The 24,767-nt window shown below is 61.5% G+C and carries 26 protein-coding genes; 14 read left to right on the forward strand and 12 right to left on the reverse strand.

Annotated features, from left to right (window positions below; all coding sequences use genetic code 11):
- Positions 1-3: 3 nt before the first annotated feature.
- The gene (locus I6F17_RS04885) at positions 4-465 is read right to left on the reverse strand and encodes a cupin domain-containing protein (RefSeq protein ID WP_225128551.1); all 462 of its coding nucleotides are present in this window, start codon (positions 463-465) and stop codon (positions 4-6) included.
- A gap of 202 nt (positions 466-667) precedes the next feature.
- Here I6F17_RS04885 and I6F17_RS04890 point away from each other — a divergent pair, with 202 nt between their 5' ends.
- Together I6F17_RS04890 and I6F17_RS04895 are read left to right on the forward strand one after the other, a co-directional pair.
- Positions 668-916 (forward strand): hypothetical protein, encoded by a 249-nt coding sequence (locus I6F17_RS04890; protein WP_036000331.1) that lies wholly within the window; start codon positions 668-670, stop codon positions 914-916.
- 251 nt (positions 917-1,167) lie between these two features.
- Positions 1,168-2,259 carry a type II asparaginase gene (locus tag I6F17_RS04895; protein ID WP_276573257.1) on the forward strand — a complete coding sequence of 364 codons (1,092 nt, stop codon included), beginning with the start codon at positions 1,168-1,170 and terminating at the stop codon, positions 2,257-2,259.
- Between the two features lie 3 nt (positions 2,260-2,262).
- On the opposite strand, the gene I6F17_RS04900 is transcribed toward I6F17_RS04895, so the two are convergent.
- Positions 2,263-3,138: an MBL fold metallo-hydrolase gene (locus tag I6F17_RS04900; RefSeq protein WP_225128549.1), complete on the reverse strand. Its 876-nt coding sequence runs from the start codon at positions 3,136-3,138 to the stop codon at positions 2,263-2,265.
- A 123-nt stretch (positions 3,139-3,261) separates the two neighbouring features.
- Here I6F17_RS04900 and I6F17_RS04905 point away from each other — a divergent pair, with 123 nt between their 5' ends.
- Entirely contained in the window at positions 3,262-4,245 is a 984-nt protein-coding gene (locus tag I6F17_RS04905; RefSeq protein ID WP_225128548.1) for a glycerophosphodiester phosphodiesterase family protein, read from the forward strand.
- Here I6F17_RS04905 and I6F17_RS04910 read toward each other — a convergent pair.
- Positions 4,242-5,864 carry an ABC-F family ATP-binding cassette domain-containing protein gene (locus I6F17_RS04910; RefSeq protein ID WP_225128545.1) on the reverse strand — a complete coding sequence of 541 codons (1,623 nt, stop codon included), beginning with the start codon at positions 5,862-5,864 and terminating at the stop codon, positions 4,242-4,244. The genes I6F17_RS04905 and I6F17_RS04910 overlap by 4 nt on opposite strands.
- 282 nt (positions 5,865-6,146) lie before the next feature.
- Here I6F17_RS04910 and I6F17_RS04915 point away from each other — a divergent pair, with 282 nt between their 5' ends.
- The 6 genes from I6F17_RS04915 (at position 6,147) to I6F17_RS04940 (ending at position 11,771) form a co-directional block, all read left to right on the forward strand.
- Positions 6,147-6,668 (forward strand): HD domain-containing protein, encoded by a 522-nt coding sequence (locus I6F17_RS04915; RefSeq protein ID WP_225128536.1) that lies wholly within the window; start codon positions 6,147-6,149, stop codon positions 6,666-6,668.
- Positions 6,669-6,981: 313 nt separating this feature from the next.
- Positions 6,982-8,109 carry a TRAP transporter substrate-binding protein gene (locus tag I6F17_RS04920; RefSeq protein WP_225128534.1) on the forward strand — a complete coding sequence of 376 codons (1,128 nt, stop codon included), beginning with the start codon at positions 6,982-6,984 and terminating at the stop codon, positions 8,107-8,109.
- Positions 8,110-8,223: 114 nt separating this feature from the next.
- Complete coding sequence (locus I6F17_RS04925) at positions 8,224-8,826, forward strand: TRAP transporter small permease subunit (protein WP_025035930.1); 603 nt, start codon at positions 8,224-8,226, stop codon at positions 8,824-8,826.
- Entirely contained in the window at positions 8,823-10,172 is a 1,350-nt protein-coding gene (locus tag I6F17_RS04930; protein WP_225128533.1) for a TRAP transporter large permease subunit, read from the forward strand. The genes I6F17_RS04925 and I6F17_RS04930 overlap by 4 nt, the downstream gene beginning before the upstream one ends.
- Positions 10,173-10,203: 31 nt before the next feature.
- A complete protein-coding gene (locus I6F17_RS04935) occupies positions 10,204-11,604 on the forward strand; it encodes an amidase (protein WP_225128531.1) in 1,401 nt (466 codons plus the stop codon).
- Positions 11,601-11,771 carry a hypothetical protein gene (locus tag I6F17_RS04940; RefSeq protein ID WP_157284651.1) on the forward strand — a complete coding sequence of 57 codons (171 nt, stop codon included), beginning with the start codon at positions 11,601-11,603 and terminating at the stop codon, positions 11,769-11,771. The genes I6F17_RS04935 and I6F17_RS04940 overlap by 4 nt, the downstream gene beginning before the upstream one ends.
- Positions 11,772-11,845: 74 nt before the next feature.
- Here I6F17_RS04940 and I6F17_RS04945 read toward each other — a convergent pair whose 3' ends face one another.
- Entirely contained in the window at positions 11,846-12,304 is a 459-nt protein-coding gene (locus I6F17_RS04945) for an Rrf2 family transcriptional regulator (RefSeq protein WP_036000430.1), read from the reverse strand.
- 87 nt (positions 12,305-12,391) lie between these two features.
- Here I6F17_RS04945 and I6F17_RS04950 point away from each other — a divergent pair, with 87 nt between their 5' ends.
- Positions 12,392-13,171 (forward strand): class I SAM-dependent methyltransferase, encoded by a 780-nt coding sequence (locus tag I6F17_RS04950; RefSeq protein ID WP_225128529.1) that lies wholly within the window; start codon positions 12,392-12,394, stop codon positions 13,169-13,171.
- A 455-nt stretch (positions 13,172-13,626) separates the two neighbouring features.
- Here I6F17_RS04950 and I6F17_RS04955 read toward each other — a convergent pair whose 3' ends face one another.
- Positions 13,627-13,881 (reverse strand): hypothetical protein, encoded by a 255-nt coding sequence (locus I6F17_RS04955; protein ID WP_036033853.1) that lies wholly within the window; start codon positions 13,879-13,881, stop codon positions 13,627-13,629.
- 135 nt (positions 13,882-14,016) lie between these two features.
- On the opposite strand from I6F17_RS04955, the gene I6F17_RS04960 reads away from it, so the two are divergent.
- Positions 14,017-14,751, forward strand: a complete 735-nt coding sequence (locus tag I6F17_RS04960) for a DUF3750 domain-containing protein (RefSeq protein WP_225128640.1) — start codon at positions 14,017-14,019, stop codon at positions 14,749-14,751.
- Between the two features lie 179 nt (positions 14,752-14,930).
- Here the strand turns inward: I6F17_RS04960 and I6F17_RS04965 are convergent, their stop codons facing one another.
- The 7 genes from I6F17_RS04965 to I6F17_RS04995 form a co-directional block, all read right to left on the reverse strand.
- Positions 14,931-16,334, reverse strand: a complete 1,404-nt coding sequence (locus tag I6F17_RS04965; RefSeq protein WP_225128527.1) for a DUF305 domain-containing protein — start codon at positions 16,332-16,334, stop codon at positions 14,931-14,933.
- Positions 16,335-16,693: 359 nt separating this feature from the next.
- The gene (locus I6F17_RS04970; protein WP_225128526.1) at positions 16,694-16,999 is read right to left on the reverse strand and encodes an EthD family reductase; all 306 of its coding nucleotides are present in this window, start codon (positions 16,997-16,999) and stop codon (positions 16,694-16,696) included.
- A gap of 130 nt (positions 17,000-17,129) precedes the next feature.
- Entirely contained in the window at positions 17,130-17,660 is a 531-nt protein-coding gene (locus tag I6F17_RS04975) for a VOC family protein (protein ID WP_225128524.1), read from the reverse strand.
- A 96-nt stretch (positions 17,661-17,756) separates the two neighbouring features.
- Complete coding sequence (locus tag I6F17_RS04980; RefSeq protein ID WP_225128522.1) at positions 17,757-18,605, reverse strand: alpha/beta hydrolase; 849 nt, start codon at positions 18,603-18,605, stop codon at positions 17,757-17,759.
- Positions 18,602-19,504 (reverse strand): NAD(P)-dependent oxidoreductase, encoded by a 903-nt coding sequence (locus tag I6F17_RS04985; RefSeq protein WP_225128520.1) that lies wholly within the window; start codon positions 19,502-19,504, stop codon positions 18,602-18,604. Before I6F17_RS04985 ends, I6F17_RS04980 begins: the two co-directional genes overlap by 4 nt.
- Before the next feature lie 194 nt (positions 19,505-19,698).
- On the reverse strand, positions 19,699-20,373 hold the full coding sequence (locus tag I6F17_RS04990) for a L,D-transpeptidase (protein WP_225128510.1): 675 nt from the start codon (positions 20,371-20,373) through the stop codon (positions 19,699-19,701).
- A gap of 275 nt (positions 20,374-20,648) precedes the next feature.
- Positions 20,649-21,257 (reverse strand): TetR/AcrR family transcriptional regulator, encoded by a 609-nt coding sequence (locus I6F17_RS04995; RefSeq protein WP_225190408.1) that lies wholly within the window; start codon positions 21,255-21,257, stop codon positions 20,649-20,651.
- A gap of 290 nt (positions 21,258-21,547) precedes the next feature.
- Here I6F17_RS04995 and I6F17_RS05000 point away from each other — a divergent pair, with 290 nt between their 5' ends.
- From I6F17_RS05000 to I6F17_RS05010, 3 genes are all read left to right on the forward strand, one after another.
- The gene (locus tag I6F17_RS05000; RefSeq protein WP_225128506.1) at positions 21,548-22,381 is read left to right on the forward strand and encodes a hypothetical protein; all 834 of its coding nucleotides are present in this window, start codon (positions 21,548-21,550) and stop codon (positions 22,379-22,381) included.
- Positions 22,382-22,589: 208 nt separating this feature from the next.
- Complete coding sequence (locus I6F17_RS05005) at positions 22,590-23,555, forward strand: ABC transporter substrate-binding protein (RefSeq protein WP_225128504.1); 966 nt, start codon at positions 22,590-22,592, stop codon at positions 23,553-23,555.
- 254 nt (positions 23,556-23,809) lie between these two features.
- Complete coding sequence (locus I6F17_RS05010; protein WP_225128502.1) at positions 23,810-24,742, forward strand: dienelactone hydrolase family protein; 933 nt, start codon at positions 23,810-23,812, stop codon at positions 24,740-24,742.
- Positions 24,743-24,767: the final 25 nt, after the last annotated feature.

Below are 24,767 nucleotides of genomic sequence, written 5' to 3' on the forward strand. Positions count from 1 at the left end.
CGATCAGGCGCTCTGCGCCCGCTGCGCCGCGGTGTGCCCCCAGGTCTCGTCCCAGTCCTGGCCAGCGGCATCGACCACGCGGCCGTCGGCCTCGAAAAACTTGTTCGGCACCTGGAAGATCGCCAGGATCAATGCGCCGTCGGGGCACCAGGCGGCGTGCCGGCTCCCCGCCTCGCGCCAGATGAATTCGCCGGCCTTGCAGGCAATGCCCCTGGCCGGACCCTCCTTGTCGACGAGCGCACCTTCGATGACCCAGCTCTGCTCGATGCCGACATGCTCGTGATCGGGCAGCACCGATCCTGGCGCAAAACGCATCAAGGCGGTCATCAGCCCCGTACGGCGATCGAACAGTAGAGTCTTGGCCTCGCAGCCCGGAAAGCGCGTCTTCTGCCAATCCATGTCTTGGGGTCGAACCAGGTGGGAATGCCGATCGGCTGCCTGGTCATGCGGGATCGCGGCGTCCATCACGATGCTTCCTCTCCATCTCAAGGGACCGACGCTAGCAGGATCGCCCGATGCGGTCAGCGAGCACTGCAACAGAGGCGACATCCTCCGAGCTGGCGCGCAAAAATCAGCGGGCGACCGGGCGGCCCAGTGCTCATCCTGCTTGATTGCGCCACGATTCCCGGCTCCAATCTCCCGACTATTTCTGGTTCAGGAGACCCCCATGATGAAGCGAATTTTCCTCGCTGCGATCGTTGCCACCTTCGCAGCGGGCTCGGCCCTTGCGCAAGAAACCTGCGAGAGCAAGGCCGTCGGCAAGGACGGCAAGCCGCTGGCCGGCGCCGCCAAGACCTCGTTCCTGAAGAAGTGCAAGGAAGACGCCTGCGCGCCCAAGGCCGTCAGCGCCGACGGCAAGCCGCTCGCCGGCGCCGCCAAGAACAGCTTCATGAAGAAGTGCGAGACCAGCGCGTAACGCGCAGTCCGTTCCCGGCTTTTTCAGCAAAGCCACAAGCGAAATGCCGTCATGGCCGGGCAGAAGCGCGTCTTCGCGCGAGAATGTCCCGGCCATTTGCTTTTTGGTGCCTCCCCACCGCCAGTTTCCAACACGCGCCGAGCGTGTAAAGCAAACGCGCCGCGACCCTGGACAGAACGCAGCGGCTGACAGATGATGCGGCGCTGAGCGAACCGGGGCGCATCAACGAGGCTCCAGCAAAGGATGGACAGATGTTGCAGTTCCGCGTGCGTGATCACATGATGGCGATAATGAGCGTGCTCTTTGCGCTGCTCATGATCGTTGACGTTGCCAACGCGAGAAGCCCCGGCCTGCCCAACGTCATGGTTCTCGCAACCGGCGGCACGATCGCCGGCAGCGGGGCGAGCAGCACCACCGTCATCGGGTATACCGCGGCCACGGTGGGCATCGAGACCCTCTTGAACGCCGTCCCCGAGTTGAAAACCGTGGCCAACGTCAAGGGGGAGCAGGTCTTCCAGATCGCCAGCGAGAATATGAACAATGATTATTGGCTGAAGCTCGCCAAGCGCGTCAATACGCTCCTCGCGCAGGACGATGTGGACGGGATCGTGATCACACACGGGACCGATACGATCGAGGAAACCAGCTATTTCCTCAATCTGGTCGTCAAGAGCAAGAAGCCTGTGGTCGTCGTCGGCGCGATGCGGCCATCGACCGCGATCAGCGCGGACGGCCCGATCAATCTCTTCAATGCGGTGATCCTCGCAGGCAGTGAAGAAGCCGTGGGCAAGGGCGTACTCGTCGCCCTCAACGATCAGATCAACGCCGCGCGCGACGTCACCAAGAACAACACGTCCACGGCAGACACCTTTCGCACGCCTGAGCTCGGCTTTCTCGGCTACATGCAGGGCAACAAGCCGTATTTCTATCGCCAAACGACCCGCCGGCACACGGCGGATTCCGAATTCGACGTATCCAAGCTCGATGTCCTACCGCAGGTCGACATCGTCTACGGCTACGCCAACATGAACCGGGTCGCGATCGACGCTTTTGTTGCCGCCGGTGCCAAGGGGGTCGTGCATGCCGGCGTGGGTGACGGCAGCCTGGCCCGCCCGGCGGTCGAGCCGGCGCTCGACGATGCCCGCAAGAAGGGCGTGGTGATCGTTCGCGGCAGCCGCGTCGGCAACGGCATTGTCGCGCGCAATGGCGAGGCCAAGGACGATGAACACGACTTCGTCGTCTCGGATACGCTCAATCCCCAGAAGGCGCGCATCTTGCTGATGCTGGCGTTGACCAAGACGACCGATACCAAGGACATTCAGCGGATGTTCTACGCCTATTAGAGCCTACTCGCGCTTGAAACGATAATCGAACGCGGCGCCGAACGGCTTGATCAGGCCAACCGTCGGCGTCGGAAAATGGATCGGCAGGATCAGCGTGTCGGTGTCGGCAACAGAAGCGAAGAACTTTCGTCGCGACACCGCCGACTGCTTCGCATCCCAATCCGGCTTCGCCGACCAATCCGGCTCACGACACTGGATCTGGTGGTGCATGAGGTCGCCCGCGACCACGGCGCGCTGGCCCTTCGAAAAAATGTTCACGCAACAATGGCACGGTGAATGCCCCGGCGTCGGCGTGAGCGTCACGGTGTCGTCGAGCGCGTAATCGTCGTCGACGAGCAGCGCCTGCCCGGCCTCGGCGACCGGCTGGCAATTGTCGCGAAAGACGGTGCCAGGCGGATTGTTGCCCTTGGCATGCTCGGCTTCCCAGGCCGCATACTCGCCCTTGTGGAAGACATATTTCGCATTCGGGAACGTCGGCACCCAACGGCCGTCGCGCAGGGTCGTGTTCCATCCGGTATGGTCGATGTGCAGATGCGTGCAGAACACGTAGTCGATCTGCTCGAAGCCGATGCCGAGCGCAAACAGCTCGTTGCGCCAGCGCGCCTTGCCGGGGAAATCGAATGGCGGCGGATGGCCCTTGTCCTCACCGGTGCAGGTGTCGACAAGGATGGTGTAACGCGGCGTGCGGACCACGAAGGTCTGGTAGGTGATCACCATCATGCCGCGCGCGGCATCGAACACCTCCGGCTCCATCGTCGGCAGATGGCGCTTGAAGACGCCTTTGTCATAGGCCGGGAAAAAGTCCTGCGGCCGCCGCCACGGCCCCTCCCGCTCGATCACCGCATCGATGGTGATGTCGCCGATCCGCAGCTGCTTCATGGTTGTTCGCTCCCATTTTGCGAAGCGTAACGAACGGATACGGGGCATTCAAGACGCCGAGCGGGGTTGCCGCAAATCGACCTCAAACGCTGAGGATGATGATTATGGAATGAGGAATGTCAGGTGGGCAGAAAACTGAAAGTGACCGCGGCGATCATGATCGCCGTCGCAGCTGGCGTTTCCATCAACAACACAAGTCTTCTGGCGCCGCACCCGGGCGGCAAGCCGGTGCTCCTCGCCCATCGCGGCATCGCGCAGCGGTTCGACGAGCGCGACCTGAAGAACGACACCTGCACGGCCGCGCGGATGCTGCCGCCGGCGCACGACTACCTCGAAAACACGCTGCGCTCGATGCACGCGAGCTTCGCGGCCGGTGCCGACATCGTCGAGCTCGACGTGCACCCGACCACTGACGGCGAGTTCGCCGTCTTCCATGACTGGACGCTCGACTGCCGGACCGACGGCCTCGGCGTCACCCGCGCGCAGAGCATGGCAAAGCTGAAGACGCTCGATATCGGCTACGGCTACACCGCCGACGGCGGCAAGACCTTCCCGTTCCGCGGCAAGGGCGTCGGCATGATGCCGACATTGTCGGAGGTGTTCGCCGCCTTCCCCGACAAGCAGCTGCTCATCAACGTGAAGAGCCGGGACCCGGACGAAGGCGAGAAACTTGCCGGCGTGCTGGCCACGTTGCCGGCCGGGCGGCGCAGCACCATCATGGTCTATGGCGGCGACGAGCCCATCGACGTGATCCGTCGCCTCGTCCCGGATGTCCGCACGATCTCGCGCGCAGCCATCCGAAGCTGCCTGGCCCGCTACATCGGCTACGGCTGGACAGGCCTAGTCCCGAAGGCCTGCCGCAACGCGATGGTGCTGGTACCAATCAACGTCACCCCCTGGCTTTGGGGCTGGCCCGATCGCTTCCTCGCACGCATGAATGGTGTCAACAGCGCCGTGTTCGTGCTCGGCCCCTACAGCGGCGGCGGGTTCTCTACCGGTGTCGACACGGCGGAATTGCTCGCCCTCCTCCCGCAAAGCTATTCCGGCGGCATTTGGACCAACGAAATCGAGACCGTCGCCAGACTGACGGGCAAGAGCAATGACTAGCTCCGCAACCCCGGCGCCTCCTGGCCGGTGCGCGCGACATATTCGGTGTAGCCGCCGCCATATTGGTGGATGCCCTCTGGCGTCAGCTCCAGCACGCGGTTCGATAGCGTCGCCAAAAAATGCCGGTCGTGCGAGACGAACAGCATGGTGCCCTCGAAATCCGACAGCGCGTTGATCAGCATCTCCTTGGTGGCGAGGTCGAGATGGTTGGTGGGCTCGTCCAGCACCAGAAAGTTCGGTGGATCGAACAGCATCTTGGCCATGACGAGGCGCGCCTTCTCGCCGCCCGAGAGCACGCGGCAGCGCTTCTCCACGTCGTCGCCGGAGAAGCCGAAGCAGCCGGCGAGCGCGCGCAAGGAGCCCTGCCCCGCCGTCGGAAACGCGTCCTCCAGCGACTGGAACACGGTGCGCTCGCCGTCGAGCAGATCCATCGCGTGCTGGGCGAAATAGCCCATCTTGACGCTGCCTCCGAGCGCCACGGTGCCCTCGTCCGGCTCGCTCGCACCGGCAACCAGCTTGAGCAGCGTCGACTTGCCGGCGCCATTGACGCCCATCACGCACCAGCGCTCCTTCCGGCGGATCATGAAGTCGAGCCCGTCATAGATGCGCTTTGAGCCATAGCCCTTGTGCACGTTCTTGAGCGCCACGACGTCCTCGCCCGAGCGCGGCGCCGGCAGGAAGTCGAACGCCACGCTCTGGCGGCGCCGCGGCGGCTCGACCCGCTCGATCTTGTCGAGCTTCTTGACCCGGCTCTGCACCTGGGCCGCATGCGAGGCGCGCGCCTTGAAGCGCTCGATGAACTTGATCTCCTTGGCGAGCATCGCCTGCTGGCGCTCGAACTGCGCCTGCTGCTGCTTCTCGTTCTGCGCCCGCTGCTGCTCGTAGAATTCGTAATCGCCGGTGTAGGTGGTGAGCGAGCCGGAATCGATCTCGATCACCTTGGAGATCACGCGGTTGATGAACTCGCGGTCGTGCGAGGTCATCAGCAGCGTGCCTTCGTAATCGTGCAGGAATTTCTCCAGCCAGATCAGGCTTTCCAGATCGAGATGGTTGCTCGGCTCGTCGAGCAGCATCACGTCGGGCCGCATCAAAAGAATACGCGCCAGCGCCACGCGCATCTTCCAGCCGCCGGATAGCTTGCCGACGTCGCCGTCCATCATCTCCTGGCTGAAACCGAGCCCCGCCAGCGCCTCGCGCGCACGGCCGTCGAGCGCATAACCGTCGAGCTCCTCGAACCGGTGCTGCACCTCGCCATAGCGGGCGATGATCTCGTCCATCTGGTCGGCCTTGTCGGGGTCGGCCATGGCGGCCTCGAGCTCGCGCAGCTCGGCCGCGACCTCGCTGACGGGGCCCGCGCCATTCATCACCTCAGCCACGGCGCTGCGGCCAGACATCTCGCCGACATCCTGGTTGAAATAGCCGATGGTGATGCCGCGATCGGTCGAGACCTGCCCCTCGTCGGGCAGTTCCTCGCCGGCGATCATCCGGAACAGCGTGCTCTTGCCGGCGCCGTTCGGCCCGACGAGACCGATCTTCTCGCCCTTGTTGAGAGCCGCGGAGGCTTCGATGAACAGGATCTGGTGGCCGGCTTGCTTGCTGACGTTGTCGAGGCGGATCATAAGGTCATTTTTGGGGGATTTTTGCGTTGCAGCGTCATAGGCTATACGGGGCGTTAGGGGAAGCCCGGCGGGGTACGGAATCCGGCTCGGCCGATACCCGCTCCTGTCATGCGCCCGGCCGCCCAAGGCGTTCAAACCCCGGCCGTCGGCAGGTCCGAGCCGTCAGGCGGGACTCCCGCGATCGACGGATTTCGGACGTCGCAATCCCTTGACGAACACTGGTCGTCCTGTCGCACACTTGGGGCGGGAAACAGAATGTCTTGGGCCGACCGGAGGGGACGTATGCTGGGGGTCGTTGATGCAGACCTCTTGGTCAAACAACACTTGGGCGACACACCTAGTGCCACTCACTCCCGGCTTGTCGCCCACATCATGCGGGAGCTTGCGCCGAACTTCTCCGCCTCCGCTGATCTTTGGGAGATCGTTGGCCTATGCCATGATCTCGATTACTTCCATACATCCGGCGACTGGAGCCAGCATGGTCTCGTGACGGTCAGTTGGCTTGGCGACAACATACCCGTCGCGGCTCAGCAAGCGATCGCCGGGCACGACCATCGCACAGGCGTCCAGGCGGATACGCTGCTTGCCGACATGCTGAAGGCGGCTGATGCCATTGCCATCATTGACGAGAGATTGGGACGCGTCGCGCTCTGTGAGACGGACCGCGCAAACCCTTACGCGGCACTGCGTCATCACCTCGGTGATCGCTCCTATTTGAGCGATATGGTCCAGAAATATTCAGAAAAGCACGCAGTTTTCTTTGACCGTCTCGTCGAGATCGTTGTCCTCGCACCGCGGCAATAGGGTTGGCCAAGGACACACGACGCTGTATCGGCGCCGCACTGCCTCGATTTGAGCAATGCGTCCGGCTGGGCTGGACGCGGCCCACTGGCTGAGGTCCGGCTGCATCTTTGCTGCGCCGCGACAGGCGCGTGAATATCGAACTGCCTGGAGTCGAACGTCTAAGACCAATAATACGACAGCGGGGCTTGTCGGATGCCGGCAATGCGTCCAAACTGTGATCAAAGTCGCTGGAATGCGGCATACCTCCAGCGGTTAAACAACGACAAGCGCATTGAAGCGCGTTTGAATAACCAGGCCGCCAGGGAGGACGTCCATGACTGCAAAGTCTGAAAAGACCAGAACAACTCGTCGCAAATTCCTGCTGACCGCCGGCGCGGCCGGCGCTGCCACCATCGCCATGCCGCAAGTCAGCCGGGCGCAGACAGCGACCCTGAAGATGCAGGGCTCGTGGGGCAAGGCCGATGTCTTCAACGAGATGGCCGAAGATTATGTGAAGCGCGTCAACGATATGGCCGGAGGCCGGCTGCGCATTGACTATCTCGTCGGCGGCTCGGTCGTGCATCCGTTCCAGGTCTTCGACGGCGTTCATGGCGGCCAGATCGACGCGGCACACACGGTGACGGTGTACTGGTACGGCAAGCACAAGGCCGCCTCGCTGTTCGGCACCGGCCCGGTGTTCGGCTTCAACGCCAACGAAGGCCTTGGCTGGATCCACAACGGCGGCGGCAAGGAGCTGTTCGAGGAGCTCCAAACCAAGATCATGAACGTCAACATCAAGAGCTTCTTCGCCATGCCGATGCCGACCCAGCCGCTCGGCTGGTTCAAGAAGCCGATCACCAGCGACGCCGATCTCAAGGGCTTGAAGTATCGCACGGTGGGTCTGGCCGCCGATCTCTTCCAGGCGATGGGCGCATCGGTCGCGCAGCTGCCCGGCGGGGAGATCGTACCCGCGATGGAGCGCGGCGTGATCGACGGGTTCGAGTTCAACAATCCGACCTCGGACCGGCGCTTCGGCGCGCAGGATGTCGCCAAGAACTACATGATGGGCAGCCATCATCAGGCGACGGAATATTTCGAGATCATGTTCAACCGGACGAAATTGAACGCGCTGCCAAAGGAGCAGCAGGCGATCCTGCAATACGCCGCCGAAGCCGTGTCCTCCGCCAACGAATGGAAGGCCATGGATTATTATTCGAAGGACCTGCAGGAGCTGATCAACAAGGACAAGGTCAACGTCCAGCGCACACCGAAGTCTGTGTTCGACGCGCAGATCAAGGCGTGGGACGGTCTGATCGCCCAGCTCGGCTCGGATCCGTTCATGAAGAAGGTGATGGATTCGCAGAAGGAATGGGTGCGCCGCGTGGTTTACTACAACATGAACAACGCGACGGACTACCGCGGCGCCTTCGAGCATCACTTCCCGGGCGTGCTCAAGGTCTGACGGCTGTCGCGGGGGATCGCGTCAGGTCTTATCGCGAGGGCGGCGCAATTGAAGCGCCGCCCACGAGTTGGAGGGGGACATCCGGATGGACTGCTCGCAGCGAGTTCAGCTCGCATGACGAAATTCCTGTTCTTCATCGATGAGCTCAGCACGTGGGTGGGCAAGGCGTTCGCCTGGCTGATCCTCGTTCTCACCCTGGGAGTCAGCTACGAGGTGTTCGTGCGCTACGTGCTGCGTGCGCCGACCACCTGGGCTTTCGACATTAGCTACATCACCTACGGCGCGATGTTCCTGATGGCCGGCGCGTACACGCTCTCGCGAAACGGCCATGTCCGCGCCGACGTGGTCTACCGCCTCTGGTCCCCGCGCACCCAGGCGACGATGGACCTCGTCCTGTATATCCTCTTCTTTCTGCCGGCGATCGCGGCGCTGATGTATTCGGGCTGGAACTACGCCCAGATGTCGGTGCGCTTCCGCGAAGTCAGCATCTTCAGTCCGGCCGGCGTGCCGGTATTTCCGCTGAAGGCGCTGATCCCGCTCACCGGCTTCCTTCTGTTCCTGCAAGGGGTCGCCGAGATCATCCGCTGCGTGCTGTGCATCCGCACCGGTCGATGGCCGCAGCGCCTGCACGACGTGGAGGAGACCGAGAGCCTCGTCATCCGCGAACATCAGCAGCACGCGGCTGAGCCGCAGAGTGAGAAGGGACCAGGCGCATGACCGATCCTCAACTCGGCATGCTGATGCTGGGCCTCTTCATCTTCATCATCATGCTCGGCTTCCCGATCGCCTTCACGCTGATGGCGATGGGCGTCTCGTTCGGCTATTACGCCTACTACACCCCCGGTCAGGACTTCTTTCAGAACCGTATCTTCACGCTTCTGGTGCAGAAGACGTTCGAGGTCACATCCAGCGACGTGCTGGTGGCGGTTCCCCTGTTCCTGTTCATGGGCTATTTGATCGAGCGCGCAAACATCCTCGACCGCCTGTTCTACTCGCTGCAGCTGTCGATGAAGAACGTGCCGGGCGCGCTTGCCGTGGCCACGCTGATCACCTGCGCCATGTTCGCGACCGCCACCGGCATCGTCGGTGCCGTCGTCACGCTGATGGGTCTGCTGGCGTTGCCGGCGATGCTGCGAGCCGGCTATGACGCCAAGCTGTCGGCGGGCGTCGTCTGCGCCGGCGGCTGCCTCGGCATCCTGATTCCGCCGAGCATTCTCTTGATCGTCTATGCAGCGACCGCCGGCGTCTCGGCGGTCAAGCTTTATGCGGCGGCGTTCTTTCCGGGGTTCTTGCTGGCCGGCCTCTACGTGCTCTACGCGATGACACGCGCGATCATCAATCCCGCGCTCGCGCCGAAGCTGCCGCGCGAGCAGACCGACGTGCCGACCTCGAAGGTCATCTGGGCGCTTGCCACGTCGTTCCTGCCGCTCGCGTTGCTGATCGTTTCGGTGCTCGGCGCGATCCTGTTTGGGCTCGCGACGCCCTCGGAAGCGGCCGCGGTGGGAGCCCTCATGAGCATCGTGCTGGCGGCAGCCTATCGTTCGCTCAACTACGAGATGATACGCGAATCCGTGTATCTGACCGTGCGCGCCACGGCGATGGTCTGCTACCTCTTCATTGGATCCTGGACGTTTTCGGCGGTGTTTGCCGTCCTTGGCGGACAATCGGTGGTCGAGCAGTTCTTCACCTCGATGAACCTTTCGCCGATCCAGTTCCTGCTGCTGACCCAGCTGATCATCTTTCTGCTCGGCTGGCCGCTGGAATGGACCGAGATCATCATCATCTTTGTGCCGATCTTCCTGCCGCTGCTTCCGCAATACGGCATCGATCCGATCTTCTTCGGCATTCTGGTGGCACTGAACACGCAGACCGCGTTCAACACGCCGCCGGTCGCGATGGCGGCCTTCTATCTGAAGGGCGTGGCGCCGCCCGAGGTGAAGCTGACCGACATTTTCTCCGGCGCGCTTCCGTTCGTCGGCCTGGTCTTCCTCACCATGGCACTGGTCTACATCTTCCCGGGGATCGCATTGTGGCTGCCGAGCTATCTCTATGGATCGCGATGAGCACGCCCGGCAAACCGACGAGAGGCTGCGCATGAGTCTCAACGCGCTCGGCCTCGCGGACGCCGCGGCCGGCATCCGCGACGGCCGGCTCAGCTCGGTGGAGCTCGTCGGCGACTGCCTCAGGCGCATCGATGAGGTCGATCGCGATATCCAGGCGTGGGCGTTTCTCGATCGCGACCACGCGATGCGGCAGGCCGAGGCGGCCGACGATCATCGCAAGCACGGCAAGGCCACAGGCCCGCTGCATGGCGTGCCCGTGGGCATCAAGGATATCTTCGACACCGGCGACATGCCGACGGAATTCGGATCAGAGCTGTGGGCCGGACGCACGCCGCGGCGCGATGCGGCGGCCGTGGCGCGTCTGCGGACGGCTGGAGCGGTGATCCTCGGCAAGACGGTGACGACCGAGTACGCGTACTACAATCCGGGCAAGACCCGAAATCCGCACAACCCAAATCACACCCCCGGCGGATCGTCCTCGGGCTCCGCCGCGGCCGTCGCGGCGCTGATGGTGCCGGGTGCCATCGGCTCGCAGACCAACGGCTCGGTGATCCGTCCTGCCGCCTTCTGCGGCGTGGTCGGCTTCAAGCCCACGCATGGCCTCATTCCACGCAGCGGCGCGCTCCAATTGTCGCGCACGCTCGACCATGTCGGCGTGTTCGGGCGCAGCGTCGAGGACGCGGCCCTGCTGGCGGAGGTCATGGTCGACTTCGACCCGGAGGATCCGGACACCCGGCCTGTTGCGCGCCCGCCATTCTCTGCGGTCGCGGCGAGCGAGCCGCCGTTGCCGCCGCGATTTGCCTTCGTGCGCTCTCCGGTCTGGGATCAGGCCGAGCCTGAGACGCGTGAAGCCTTTGCCGAGCTCGTCGACGCCCTGGGCGAAGCGTGCAGCGAAGTCGAGCTTGGGCCGAGCTTCAACGGGGCCGTCGACATGCACCGCATCATCATGGAAGTTGATATGGCGCACAATTTGCGGCGCGATGACCAGCGAGGCGGCGACAGGCTGAGCACGCGTCTGCGCCAGGCGATCGAGCGCGGCCGCGCGCATCTTGCGGCGGATTATTGCAACGCTCTGGCCGGGATTGCGCCGCTCAACCAGGCCCTGGACCACGTTCTCGATGAATACGACGCCATCCTGACGCCCGCCGCGCCGGGCGCGGCGCCCGGAATCGAAACGACGGGCAATCCGGTCTTCTGCTCGCTCTGGACCTATCTCGGCGTTCCCGCCATCAGCCTGCCCTTGATGCGCTCGGAAACGGGCCTTCCGCTGGGCGTCCAGCTCGTCGGCCGCCGCGGCAACGACGCCCGCCTCTTGCGCACGGCGCACTGGCTGATCAGGACCATCGGGCGCACGCGTGGTAGCGGTCGGCGCAACGCCCCGAGCGCCGGATCGAACTCGGCTCCCGGCGCGGAGAAAAGGAAAGTGCGATGACCAATCTGATCACCGGACTCATCGGCCTCGCGCTCATGATCGCATTTCTTGGAATCCTGCTGGTCTGGATCAAGGCCATTCCGCTCATCATCATCGTTGTCTGCGTCGTGGTGCTGGCCGTGATCGATTTCGTGCGATCCCTGCGGACGAATGGCGCGCCTCGCTGAATGCCCCATGGCAAGAAGACGCTTCACTTCTCGGCATTGGCCGGAGCAGCCGGAATTGCGACAAGAAGAGAGCTTTAGCGGCCAACCCGTTCGAGCTGCCACCTGGGATCGCCTGCGCAGCGCGCGTCGAGCCCTTTGCTCAGGTCTGCGAGGCTCACCGCACCCAGCCGCTCGACCAGCAATGCTTCGGCATCGCGAAGGACATCGTCCACCGCTGCGTTGACGAGTTGCTCGATCGCACAGTCTGGATTGGAATGCTCGTTCCCGATCGCAAATAGCCGGGGACCACCAACCGCACGATAGACATCGAGAAGCGACACGCGCTCGAGGTCGCACGCAATGACCCAGCCGCCGCCATGCCCTTTGTCCGACCGGACATAGCCCGCATCGCGCAGCCCCGCCAATGTGCGGCGAACGACGACCGGATTGGTCCCCAGCATCGTGCCGATCGCCTCCGAGGTCATCGGGCCGTCATGTCGCGCCATGTGGAGCAGCACATGCAGCATTCGGGAAAGGCGGCTGTCGTTTCGCATCGGCTGATCTTTCGCAGGCGCTGCACCATTGGCAAGGGCAGATAGTCATGCTACATATAAAGTTACATGACGCGGGAGCGATCGGAAGTGCGACAGTTCGAGGATCCGGACCACTGGGACAGCGCAGCCAGGCATTACCGAGAGACTGCGCACCCTTTCACCGCCCTGTTTGCGGTGGCGGCGCTGGCGCGCGTAACCCTGACGCCTCAGAGTCATGTTCTCGACGTGGCAGCCGGCACCGGCGCGCTCGCCCTCGCAGCCGCTCGCACCGGCGCACGAGTCCTGGCGACCGACTTCTCGCCCGGCATGGTTGGATGCATCGCAGCTGCTGGTCTGCCCAATGTGGAAGCGCGGGTCATGGACGGACAGGCGCTCGATTTGCCTGACGCGCATTTCGATGCCGTCTTTTCGATCTTCGGTGTCATCATGTTCCCCGATTGGCGCAAGGGTTTGGCAGAGATGCGACGGGTGACACGGCCCGGCGGGCATGGCGTGGTTGCGACCTGGCGGAAACGGGGCGCGGCGACCTTCCTCCTGTTGGGCGAAGTGCGGCAAAAGCTCTTCCCTGATCGGCCGGGCATGGCAATGCCTGAAGCCGTTCAGGCCCTGAGCGATCCGGACGATTTCGCCCGCGCCCTCGTCGCTGCCGGCTATCGCAATCCCCGGATCGACGCGGTGACTCATGATTTTCTGCTCGACGTCGCGGCGCTCGATGCGCCTGACACGCTCTTCGGCATGTCACCCGACTGGACCAGCCTGGACGACATCGAAAAGGCTGCGGTGATTGCCGAGGTGCGGGCCAGAGCCGATGGCCGTCCGGTGCTGCCGATAAGCTCGACCGCACTCATTGGCATCGCTGAACGATGAATACCAACTGCCTTTGTGCGGGCAATTTCGGACCGCCTTGATCACCGCTACTTCTTAAGGATACCCGTGTTGGTGTTTCCAAGCTGCTGGATGGCGGCGTCGGCGGCTGGCGTGTTGTAAGACGGTCGAGATCCGCCCCCCTCCTGACCGGACGGGGTTACGCCGAGTCTCTGGCCCGTCGTTCCCTGGCTCTTTGCATTAAGCGTGTTGGGCCCCGGCGAACCGCCGGTTCCGCTCAGCGTCGTCCCGTTCGACAGCGTCGATCCACCTGTGCCGCCCGACCCGGTTGCGGCCGCCCCTCCCGAGGATGAAGCACCGCCTGAACCGCCTCCTGAGCTTTGCGCCATGGACAACGAAACGGTGCCCAGAAGGACAGTCGCGGCCAAAACCAGAAGTCTCATCGTCCACCCTTTCCTATGCCAGCGCCTGAAACCGCTTGCTTCTTGTCACAGTTCCTAGCGGCGGCGCGCGATCCATGCTCCGGCCAGGAAAGCGACGAGCAAGGAACGTAACGGCGCCCTCACCGTCACCTCGCGCAACTGGTCGGCCCATCGCTGTGCCCGCTCCGCCGGCGGCGTGCGTGCCTGCGGAGCAAAAGCTCCTCCTTGCTCGCCGGAACCCGGCCGCAGGTTTGAGGTCCGCTCTGTGCCGCCCTGATCGTCCGTCAACCCGGAGGCTTCCGTCATTGCCCCGGCTTCCTTCATGTCCATGCGTGTGCTCCATCTCGTGCCTGACCGACCGGGGTGACAGGCTCGTTCGACGACCGGGCCGGCTATGGCATCGGCATTGATGCCAACTATATGTTTGTTGAAGATCCCGCCGTCACCGCTCCCTTGAAAAAGCCGTTGCTCATCTTTCTGTTCCTCGTCTTCGCACCGCTTGCCGCATCGGCGGCGAGATATTTTTGGCTGGATGATGGCCGCCAGAACTGGCAGACGGCCGACCGCTCCAGCGCGGGTCTTCTGACCGCCGCGGCCGATCACCGTGAGGCCGTCATCCGGGTGTTCGGAGCACGAACGGTGAGATGGCGCGGCATCTTCGCGATTCACACCTGGATCGTCGTCAAGGAGAAAGATGCGCCGACCTACACAAGGTACGACTACACGGCCTGGGGCGAGCCGATCCGCACCAACGGCTTCGCTCCGGACGGGCGGTGGTTTGGCGCTGCGCCGGAAATCATCGTGGCCGTCGACGGCGAGCGCGCGGAGGCGCTGATCCCGAAAATCAGAGATGTGATCGAAAACTACAGGTTTCGATCCTATGGAGATTACAGCGTCTGGCCTGGGCCCAATTCGAACACCTTCGTGCAGGCCGCACTCGATGCCGTCCCTGAGCTCCGGGCCGTCCTGCCACCTACCGCAATCGGCAAGGACTTCCCGTACACAGGCAAATGGTTCGGCGTCACGGCATCCGGCACAGGCATCTACGCCTCGCTTGCCGGATACATCGGCTTCTCGCTCGGCTGGGTCGAAGGTCTGGAGATCAATTTCTTCGGCGCCGTTCTCGGCATCGACATCCGACGCCCGGCGCTCAAGCTACCTGGCCTCGGTCGGCTTGGGGTAACCCCCGGCCTGTCGTGATAGAGAGCGAAATGCTGGGTTGGCCGCACCGTTTGTGGACTGCTCAGTCCTCTCGTAAGAGCTTGAATCGATAGAAGAGCTGGCTGCTTACTGACGTAATGTTTGTTCCTGCCGAGCATCTGCTGCGCTCAAGCGGGACCAATCGGGATGACGGAGCCTGTCGCGCTCATCGCCCTTCCTCACGGTTGCGGAATGCTCTTCTGACTGAGCCATGCCCGCATCTCGCCGATCTCTCGCCTTTGGGTGTCAATGATCTCGCGAGCAAAGTGCTGGTTTCGAGGATCCTTGCCAAATTTCAGGACGATCTCGGCCATGTCGACTGCGCCTTGATGGTGAGGGATCATGCCGAGCACGAAGGCTGCATCGGGATCAGCGTTGGTGATGCCTCGCATCATCGGACCGTGCATGCGTTCCATTGCGGCGCGGTAGGCATCCGGAGCCGTCGACCCTATCGCCGCAGCGCCGTGCATGCCATGCGGATGTTCGGGGTTCGGCGTATGGGTCAGCCGCTCTCCAGCCGGCGTTCCGATGCCTCCTCCGATGCCATAGATCGCAATGTGCAGTCCCCAGTAACCCGTTGTGAAAATGACTAGCGCCGCCGCAAGTCCGGCCGGGACGCCGGCAAGCCTTCGCTTGAGCGCGGGCAGGAAATGAACCTCACGACTATGATCGGCAGCAATGGCAACGACGACCGCCATGATGAGCGCGTGTCCGATCAGGTCGGTTCGCCCGAACGGATAGACGGCTGCGTTGAAGATGATGAAAAGAGCGATGGCCGACAGCCGGCGGACAAGCGGCGTCCAGATCAAGCCAAATCCCATCGTGAATTCGGCGACGCCCGCCATCGGGATAAATACGTCGCGCGGCATGCCGAAGGTCAAGAAGGGCTTTTCCTGCACGAGCGGGTAGAACCAGTCCGGATAGGCAAACTTTTCGAGGCTCGACCACATCAGCGCGATGGCGACGCCCCAGCGCAGCGCCTCGAAGCGATGGTTGCGCCATTCCGGATTGGATGAAGCCTCCAACACCAGATAGGCGGCGACACCGACTCCAAGCGCCAGGTAGTCCAGCAAATGGAAGACATCATAGTCGCGCAGCGCGAGTAGCCACAAGGCGATGATCCCGAGAGCCGCAAGTGGCTGCGTCTTGCGAGAGAAGATCAACCCGGCGATCAGGAGCTGGGTCCAGGACACCCATTCGGCCGGCGTTTTGAGATCTGGCGTCAGGTAGACGCCGCCGACGGCGAAGATCGCCACGAAGAAGGCTGCGATGACGACGCGCACGAAGTCGTCGAGGCGCATCCAGAGAGGGTCGGTGATGCGATCCATGGCCAGCAGGATCGTCTCGCCGGCGCTCGACTTCTCGATGGCTCGTGACGCGAGGAAGAATGCCAGCACGAGCGCAATACCGGTCCAGAACCATACATTGGTCAACGTGGCCCCGATCGACTGGGGTGGCGCTCCGACAATATAGGGCGCAAACCATTTGACATGTGCGTGCGCCGGCACCGGGGCCGCGACCGATGCGAGGATGCTCAGGGCCAGCAGGCAACCAGAGGAGCGAGGCGGCGCCGGATGGTTCAATTTCTTCTCCTCAGGTGGTGAGGTGACTAAAGCGTGATTGAGGCGGGGCGGTAGGAGACGAGAACGCCAGAGCCTGATCAAGGCGATGGCTCTTGTGATAGTTTAGACGTTGCCAAGCGTGCTCCCTACCCCTTTTTTCAATCGAGCTGGATCACGGAGGACGCGCTGTTACCCAGAAGGTCGATGCGCCAGGTAGCCGCCGTTGATCACAAGTTAGGCACCCGGGATGAAAGCGCGTAAAATGTGTTGAGCCCTTGCGAAACCCATCATGCTTCGTCGTAGGCGAACCGCGACTTCGCCGATGGGACATGAGCGGAAGTGCACTAGGTCTCGGGCTTGAGACTGCGACAATGCCACCATCATTCCTGGAGCGGGGCTCCGATCATTCGGGAAACATTCGCGTCAGTAAACCGGGGGACGTCGGCCATCACTGCGTCTGTTTCGGCGGATGCAAGCGCAGCGTGAAGTGCAGCCTCATCGCGAAACCGATAAATTCCCACGGAAACATCTACTGCATCGGCATCTCGGGGGAAGAAGGCCGCGGCACTTTCGAGGCCATGCTTCCGCCAGCTTGCGAGTGCCAACGGCAGGTGCACATCGACATAATAGTCGCGATCGAAATATGTGCCGCCGCTGCAGGTCACTATCATTGTTGCATTTGTCAAAAGCTGGCCTCCTAACTCATCGAGATGGATTGTAAATTTATAGAACCCTGCGCCATGTCCGCACTTCGCAGCTGTTCGTGATCACGATCGATATGTCGATTGTTCGAAGCCGGCGCCCTCTCCGCTCCTCTCAATCCTCGTCTTGCCACCTCCGCAAGTCCGTCTGATCCTGGTAGGGCATGCGATCTGGCGTGGTGATGAATTCCATCGTCGTGCCCCAAGGCATCTGGCAGTAGCAGACCTTGTTGCCCGGGCCTTTTTCAGTCGTGTAGGGGATTGCCCGCGGTGCCGTGAGCGGCTTTCCGCCCGCCTGCTCGAAGCGCGCGACAGACGCGTCGATATCGTCGGTGTAAAGCGCGAAATGCGTGATGCCGAAGTCACTGGCCCGGATGGGCTGAGCCTGCTCCGGTCCGTGCATCTCGAACAATTCGATGTCGGGGCCGGTCCCGATCTTCACCATCGCCTGCGCGCGGACGACCGTCCCTGGGTAAGCCCCCACTGCACGCTCGAATTCCGGTCCCTGCCGCGGCGGATCCTGCGGTCCGAACGACTGGTAGATCACCTGACCGCCGAAGGCCTCGACCAGGAATGATTTGGCCGCTTCGATGTCCGGCACGGTGATGCCGATATGATTGACGCCGCGAATGACTGGTGCAGTCATGATAGTCTCCTTTGCTATTTGTTCGATCCATCGCTGCGGCGCAATTGGCCGCAGCCTCGCGATCCGCCCGGCCCACGACGGCGCGGACGCCGAGTTTCAATTGTCCTTGAGGAACTCGATCAGGGCGGCCGCGACCTCACCCGGCCGTTCGTCCGCGACATAGTGGCTGCACCGCGCGATGGAGCCGCCCTTCACATTGGTGGCGAACTCCTCGAGCATCGGCACCATCTGCGCACCGAAGCGCTGGTCGCCACCCAGGCCAAGCACCGGCATCTCGAGCGGTTGCTTCTTGTACTCGAGCGCAATCGCATGATCGGCGGCGAGGGTGCGGTACCATTCCATGCCGCCACGCGTGCGGCCGGGAAGCGCCATCGCCTTGGCGTAGATCTCGATATCCGCCGGATTGAAGGTGCTGTGATCGTAGAACCGCTCTGCCATGAAGGTCGAAACATAGTCGTATTCACGGCCATGAATCAGGCGCTCCGGCAGGTCCCGGTTCATATGGAAGCTGAAGTGCCAGAGCCTCGAAACCGTCGCCTCCCATCCGGTCCAGCCGGGAAGCGGAACGTCGAGGACGGCCAGGTGGGTAACAGCCTCCCGATAGAGAGCGGCCTGCGGCAAGGCGACCATTCCGCCGATATCATGTCCGCAGACGGCATAGCGTTCATGCCCAAGGGCAACCATCACTTCATGCGCGTCGCGTGCCATCGTCGCCTTGTCATAGCCGTCGAGCGGGCAGTCGGAAAAGCCTGCGCCGCGCAGATCCATCGCCACCACGCTGAAATGCTCGGCGAGCGGCGGCATCACCTTGTGCCATTCCCACCATGTTTCCGGCCAGCCGTGAAGCATAAGGATCGGCGGGCCTGAGCCTCCCGTGACGGCGTTGATCTTGATGCCATTCACCGGCACCAGCTGCTGAGTAAACCCATTCAAAGTTGCGATCATGATCGCCTTCCAGTCAGTTGTTTTTCAGACGACGTCACGCTGTCGCCGCCGCGAACCGTCATGTCGGCCATGATCGACCAATCCTTCTCCCCGAGGCCCGCCGAGACAGCTTTGCCGAGCCCCTCGCGGACAGCTTCAAGCATCGGAAGCCTGCGTCCGATTCCGTGGCTGGCCTCGGTCGCCAGGCGCATGTCCTTGAGAGCGAGCTTGGCTTTGAAGCCCGGCTCGAACGACCGTTCCGTGATCTGCGCGCTGTAGCTCTCATAGGCGCGGCCCGAGAACAGCGTACCCAGGATGAGTTCAAAGAAATCCGCACGGCCGAGGCCGACGCTCTCGGTCAGCACGACACCCTCAGCCATCGCCTCGATAGCCATGGCGATCATCATGTTGCAGGCGAGCTTTGCCGCATTCGCCCGCGCGGGATTTTCCCCCAGCTTCCAGACTCTTTTGCTGAGCGGGCCGAGCAGCGGCTCGATCACGGCAATTGCATCGGCCTTCCCGGCCGCCAGGATGTTAAGCTGGCCACTCGCCGCTACGTTCGGTCGACCGAGGACCGGTGCGGACACATAGCCAACGCCTGCCTCTTCGTGCCGGAGCTCCAGCTCCCGCGCGAAAGCGACCGAGATCGTCGATGTGACAACGTGAGTCAACCCTGGCTGCGCACTTGCCAGCAAACCTGCATCAAGGATCACGTCCCGAATGGCCCGGTCGTCGGACAGCATCGTGAAGACTGCGTCAGCCTCGAACGCATCCGCTGCGAGCTTGACCAGCGTTACCCCGGGTACGCTTTCCTGGGCGACCCTGCTCCGGTTCCAGGCCCGCACGTCATGACCGGCCTTCACCAGGTTTAGGGCCATCGCTGAGCCCATACTGCCGAGACCGATGAATCCGATCCGCATGGTCTATCTCCTATTGTTCAGATGAGAGCTGGGCGCAGGATCGGAAGCAGGCTGCCGGGCGATCGTCAGGCCGAGACCCGCGCCGAAGAGCTGGCGAGTGGCGATGACGAGGAGAGCCACAGAAAGGTGTGAGCGAGTTGGCCAGCATTGGGGCGCTCCCCGGCGGGCGCATTGAAGACACCGCCTGGTCGCGCTCAAGAGCTTAACGCCCGGCTGCGCTGAATCACGACGACGCGACTTCCAATCTTAACCCGGCTATAGAGATCGACGATGTCTTGGTTGATCAGTCGAATACATCCGCTTGAAACAGCGCCGCCGATTGTCTCCGGCTCAGTCGTTCCATGAATACGGAACAATGTGTCCCGATCGCCCTGATAAAGGTACAGAGCGCGGGGACCAAGCGGATTGCCAAGGCCGCCCACCATCCCGTTGGCGAGATGTCCATACCGCGCCGGCTCCCGATCCATCATGTTCTTGGTTGGGCTCCAATGCGGCCACTCTGCCTTTCGCTTGATGATAGCAGTGCCCGCAAACGCAAGACCCTCTTTGCCAACTCCAATGCCGTAGCGCATCGCCTTCCCGTCACCCTCCACCAAGTAAAGATGACGAGCAGCCGTATCTACAACGATCGTTCCAACTGGCTCAGCCGTCGAATAGTCCACGCGCTGGCGCAACATTTCTGAATCAATGGCGGATGTATCGACGGCTGGTATCGTGTGAAGTCCGTCGATTAGCTGCGCATACTCAGCAGGCGTGCTGCTGAATTCTGCCTCAACCAGACTCATGTGACTAGCGCAACCCGTTAGAAGGACTGCTATTGCACCGATCACGGAGAGGCGCGCAAAGTGCCTTGCGTGTGAGTTCGTCATATCAATTCCCGAATTTATGCGCGTCTAACCGGATACGACGGGCTGCATGAGCGACGCGGAAGCTTCGAAATCCTCTTGCTTGGAAGGCACAGCCACTTTGACGATACGGAAAGCCGTCGTTGGAATATGCGCTCGGCAAAAGCACGATTAGCTTAACCAATCGCCACGGCCGGGCCGGCAACTCTCCAGCAACATCTTCGAACATTGAACCTCCTGGGTTCACAAAGCGGACCTTCGATAAGCCACATCGGAACCATTCGGTTCCTAATTAGGCTTTAAAAAACAATCTCCATCAGGAGATCGATATTTTTCAGCATTTCGTCGCGACGGGATCCAACTTTTCCAAGGACTCTCATGCCCTGGGCATGGGAAACGATAAAGTGCGCCATAACACGAGCGTCGCGACTATTCTTGATTTCGCCGGTAGCTTGCCCTTTCGCTATCGTGGCAGCGAACAGGTCTTGGAGCCTGGTGAAAAGTCGCTTGATCAGTTCTGCGATGTCCGGATCTCCCGGCAACATCTCGGCAGCGGTCAATACACCGAAACATCCGCGAACACCTTTGCTTCCAGACGACAGATCCGCATAACGTACCAAAGCGTTGCGAATTGCCGCCTTCGGCGAAGGATCCGATCGGAGAACCTCTTGGACGTTTCGCACGCCGTCGTCCGTATAGAGTTTGAGGGCGAGCAGGAAGACAGACTTCTTATCGCCGAAAGCCTTGTAGAAGCTGCCCTTCGAAAGCTTCATTCCGGCAAGGAGGTCGGGCAACGATGTATCGTGATAGCCGCGATCCCAGAAGACCTGCATTGCGCACCTTATCGCCTCGTCGAGATCGAACTCACGGGGGCGACCTACGGGAAGTTGCGAATTGGTAGCCATCATGCGAGCAATATAGACCGAATGGTTCCTAAATGCAAGCACTCTGACAGTGGCCGGGGCCAGGCGTGAGGTCTGCTTCGGATCACCAAGCGGACACCCTTCCGATGCGTGTGAGCTGGTTCACATGCTGTTTTGGTTAAACGGAGTACGGTCGGAATAAGCCCGATAGGAGAAGGGCATCGCGTCGAAGCGGCGGCGCAGCGTCCGGCTACCGCCTGCCATTTTGGAAATTGCATTACTGGCCATAAGCCCCGCCTCCGGACGCATTTCAAGAGCGGGCAGTGAAATGTTTATTGGACGTCATTTCCCTCCGTTCTTCCGCTCACTCGGAGACGGGCTTTTTCAGTCCAACGTTTTTAGAAAAGTCATTTGCCATGTGTATTTTCACAAGCCGAGCCCGGCGCGCGGCAGGTCATAACTGTTCAAACCGAGTTTGCCTCACCGTTTTGGCTTCCATACTCTCGGCCGCCTGCGTCATTTCCTTTGCGAGCGCCGCGTCCGCTCAATGCGCGGCGCGCGACGTGTTGCAAAACAAGCTGAAGCTCACGACGCGCTCGGCCCCGGCGTCGCAACAGCCTATTAAGTCCGTGCGCGACGTTGCGACATGGAAGACGATCGCAATAGGGACCTTCGCCGACTCTCTTGCCTTGCGCAACGAACTCGATAGCAAGGGCTGCAATGTCGGCGGTCAGGCCGCTGAAATCCTTGCTAGGCCGACGTTCACCGTTAGCTCTCGGAAGACATATGTGGAGCTTCTCGATCTATCGCCTGCGCAGCTTGGATTCACGTCCGATACCGTGACTTTGGCTGACGTTTACGCACGCGCCCAGCAATTCGGCCTCGAACTCGCTGCGGCCGAAGTCGGCCCACAATTGCGTCTTCAATATTTCGACCAGCCTATCGGCGAATTTCTCATCATCGGAATGGACCCGATCAAGACATGGAGCGGCGAGCCGATCATCCTGAATGTGGCGAATGGCGGCGCCGGATTGATACTCATCGGCCAGGATGGTCGCTCCGAAACGGATATATCCGTGGCCTCCCGTTTCATTTTCGTTCGATCCCATCGACCGGCAGCTGGCCGCGACGTCGTCGGAGCAATAGCAAGAGCACTTCCGCCGCCGTGAGCGGGCCGGCGCGCATTTGCGTCGAATGTCAGCTCATTGGCCCTCAGCCAAACTGCCTATGAACCGCCGCGAAGCCTGCTCTCGGAGAGAAACCGGATCGGACGAGCAGAGCGGTCGGACCGCGGATTTTGACCCGAAACGGACATTCGGCCGCATGGACCGGCGACAAAATGTAACTACGTTGATCTGTCATCCTGGTGGGTGCCGGATGAAGCGGAGAGAGTTCATTGCCGCTACTGCGGCGTTGCTACTTTCACCAGCGGTGGCGCAAGAGATCCGCCGCCGCATAGGCTTGCTCTTTGTCAATGAGCTGCCACCCGCTTGGCAGAGCGCATGGCTCGACGGCTTGCGAAACCACGACTGGGTTGAGGGAAAAAATCTGACCTTTGAGTACCGATTTGCCCGATCCCAGGATCGCTTGCCTGCTATGGCAGCAGAACTGGTCGCTGTTGGTGCCGATGTTCTTATGGCCGGCAACCCACAGGCAGCTGTAGCCCTGAAATCGGCAACCGCCAGCGTACCGATCGTATTCGTGGGTGTGGCCGATCCCATCAGGATCGGCCTCGTCAATAACCTTGCGCGTCCGGGCGGCAACATCACAGGTCTCGCGACTTTCGTGCCGGGTCAGTTCATCAGCAAACAGATCGAAATATTGCGCGAGCTGGTTCCTACTGCCTCGAAAATCGCTGTGGTAGCCAACCCGGGCAATGCCATCCACAAGTTCGTATTGGCCGAGGAGTTGCCCCAAGCAGCCGGGAAATTAGGCTTGAATTTCGTGATTGTGGAGGCGGCGACTGCTGAGGAACTGGACACCGCCTTTGCCGCAGCCGCAGCCCAGCAACCAGATGCAATCGTTCCTTTTGGTGATCCTTTGACCCTGCGCAATGCTCCGCAAGTTGCGGCGTTGGCGGCGAAGCATCGCCTACCGGCGATTTATCTCAGCCGAGAATTTGCCACCCCTGCTGGATTGATTTCATACGGTCCCGATTACCCCGATTTGTTTCGTCGTGCTGGCGGCTATGTCGATAAAATCTTGAAAGGTAATAAACCTTCTGAATTGCCGGTTGAGCAGCCAACCAAATACGAGTTGGTGATCAATCTTAAGGCGGCCAAAGAGCTGGGTCTCACGGTCCCACCTACACTACTTGCTCGCGCCGACGACGTGATCGAATAGGGTGGCACTTCCGGTTATGGCCGATCTGCGAAGTTGCGACACATCTGTCGAAGGTCCGCTTATGGCGGTAGAGTGGACAAGATTTGCTCAACCTGAGTTCCTTCGCATTTCAACCCAAGGCCGACATGGCCGGGCGTCATCTGAATGCGCGAGCACCTTCAGCCCCTATCGAAGCGCTAGTCTACCCCGCTATGATGTCGGTTCGAGCAGGGGAAATGGGCATGAGGCGGCGGAAATTTTTGAACCCAGCGAACATGGATTATTTCATTCAATCTCGCCGCAAGAGAGTACGTACGCTCGCCAGGTGGCTCGGCGTGATTGCTGCCGTTGTTTGGCTGAATCAACATAATGCCAGCGCTCAGGGGTTGTTAGCTGCCGCTACAGGCGCAAAGGATCTGACGTTTCCCGATTCGCCGTCTGCTAGCCCAGCAGACGGTTCACGTATGATCTTGCTCAAACCGAAGGGAGCGGGACCGTTTCCTGCGATGGTCCTGCACCACCAATGCGGCGGTCTGCGCACCAAAGGCGGCCCGAACAGGTCGATGGGCGCCTGGGCGCAAGCTGCGGTTCAGCAGGGCTTCGTAGTGCTTTTGATAGATTCCCTGGGACCTCGCGATGTCGATATGGTGTGTTTGGAAGTGAAGAAGGGCGTTAACTTTCCGCGCGGCGTCCGCGATGCTCTTCAGGCTGCTGATCACCTACGAGCCTTTCCATTCGTCGACAAGCAACGAGTCGCCCATGTAGGGTTTTCCTGGGGTGCAATGGTCGCGCTGCTGGGCAGCAGCAGCAATTGGCGAGCAGCTGCGCCAGGGAGTGAAGCATTTACAGCAGCTGTGGCGGTGTATCCGGGGTGCTTCTCAATCCAACCCAAAGCAGGCCCTCCATATGAAATCGTTCAGACCAAGATTGACCGTCCTACTCTGGTCTTGATGGGCGATAAGGATACCGAAACGCCGCCTGAAGAATGTATTCCCAAACTTCAAGCGGCAAAGAACGCAGGTGCACCCGTTGAGTGGTACACCGTCCCGAATGCTACGCATTGTTGGGACTGTCAGCACCTGAACGGGTTCTCAAAAATCGATTTTCGTGGCACTAAAGTGAGCTACCGATACGACCTAAGCGCAACCCGCGAGGCGCAGCGACGAATCTTCGCGTTTCTGGAAAAAACCTGGGGCACCGGCCGTTGACATCCAGATGCGCGACTTGAATGTC

Origin of the sequence: Bradyrhizobium sp. NBAIM18, assembly GCF_020193825.1 — a bacterium.
Lineage (GTDB): Bacteria > Pseudomonadota > Alphaproteobacteria > Rhizobiales > Xanthobacteraceae > Bradyrhizobium > Bradyrhizobium yuanmingense.